Raw genomic sequence first — 1793 nt, 5'->3', positions numbered from 1 at the left:
AGTTCGGCGGCGTCCTACTCTCCCACAACCCTTCGGTTGCAGTACCATCGGCGCTACCAGGCTTAGCTTCCGGGTTCGGAATGGGACCGGGCGTTTCCCTGGCGCTATAACCACCGAAACACTACGAAACAACACACACCATCATGTTCCACAACGGTGTGGTGTTTCAGAGCTGTAGAGTGGATGCGTAACATCTTCGTGGGCAAGTCCTCGGCCTATTAGTACCAGTCAACTCAACAACACATTACTGTGCTTCCATCTCTGGCCTATCAACCCAATCGTCTCTTGGGGGCCTTAACCCACACGGGGTGGGATACCTCATCTTGGAACAGGCTTCCCGCTTAGATGCCTTCAGCGGTTATCCCTTCCGAACGTGGCCAACCAGCCATGCCCCTGGCGGAACAACTGGCACACCAGAGGTTCGTCCGTCCCGGTCCTCTCGTACTAGGGACAGCCTTCCTCAAGTATCCTACGCGCGCGGCGGATAGGGACCGAACTGTCTCACGACGTTCTAAACCCAGCTCGCGTGCCGCTTTAATGGGCGAACAGCCCAACCCTTGGGACCTACTCCGGCCCCAGGATGCGACGAGCCGACATCGAGGTGCCAAACCATGCCGTCGATATGGACTCTTGGGCAAGATCAGCCTGTTATCCCCGGGGTACCTTTTATCCGTTGAGCGACACCCCTTCCACCAGGAGGTGCCGGATCACTAGTCCCGACTTTCGTCCCTGCTCGACATGTCTGTCTCACAGTCAAGCTCCCTTGTGCACTTGCACTCAACACCTGATTGCCAACCAGGCTGAGGGAACCTTTGGGCGCCTCCGTTACTCTTTAGGAGGCAACCGCCCCAGTTAAACTACCCATCAGGCACTGTCCCTGAACCAGATCATGGCCCGAGGTTCAGATTCCCAATTCGACCAGAGTGGTATTTCAACAATGACTCCACGATAACTAGCGTCACCGCTTCACAGTCTCCCACCTATCCTACACAAGCCGAACCGAAAACCAATACCAAACTATAGTAAAGGTCCCGGGGTCTTTCCGTCCTGCCGCGCGTAACGAGCATCTTTACTCGTAGTGCAATTTCGCCGGGCCTGTGGTTGAGACAGCCGGAAAGTCGTTACGCCATTCGTGCAGGTCGGAACTTACCCGACAAGGAATTTCGCTACCTTAGGATGGTTATAGTTACCACCGCCGTTTACTGGCGCTTAAATTCTCAGCTTCACCCCCGAAGGAGTTAACCGGTCCTCTTAACGTTCCAGCACCGGGCAGGCGTCAGTCCATATACATCGTCTTGCGACTTCGCATGGACCTGTGTTTTTAGTAAACAGTCGCTTTCCGCTGGTCTCTGCGGCCACCCACCCCTAGTCCGCAAGGGACATCAAGATGTTTGGCCCCCCTTCTCCCGAAGTTACGGGGGCATTTTGCCGAGTTCCTTAACCACAGTTCACCCGATCGCCTTGGTATTCTCTACCTGACCACCTGTGTTGGTTTGGGGTACGGGCCGTGCATGCACTCACTAGAGGCTTTTCTCGGCAGCATAGGATCACCCTCTTCGCCTCAAACGGCTACGCATCACGTCTCAGCCACATGAGTGGCGGATTTACCTACCACTCGGCCTACACGCTTACACCAGGACAACCATCGCCTGGCGGAGCTACCTTCCTGCGTCACCCCATCGCTTGACTACTACAACATCAGGTCCCACGCTCCACACGACATATCCGTCCGAAGACTTCCATGCCGGCTTCGGGTGGTTAGTATCAACTGCCTCGTCATGGGCGCACATACT

2 rRNA genes (1 of these 2 running past the window's edge) are annotated in these 1793 nt (G+C 55.5%); both read right to left on the bottom strand.

The features are described from left to right. Position 1 precedes the first annotated feature (1 nt). Positions 2-118: ribosomal RNA gene (rrf, locus tag ACIA77_RS52215) — 5S ribosomal RNA — on the bottom strand. Between the two features lie 80 nt (positions 119-198). Next, a 23S ribosomal RNA gene (locus ACIA77_RS52210) occupies positions 199-1793 on the bottom strand; it runs 1345 nt beyond the window's last position.

The organism is Amycolatopsis sp. NPDC051903, from assembly GCF_044452505.1.
In the GTDB taxonomy this organism is placed as follows: domain Bacteria; phylum Actinomycetota; class Actinomycetes; order Mycobacteriales; family Pseudonocardiaceae; genus Amycolatopsis.
This window is presented reverse-complemented; position numbering and strand designations above follow the sequence as displayed.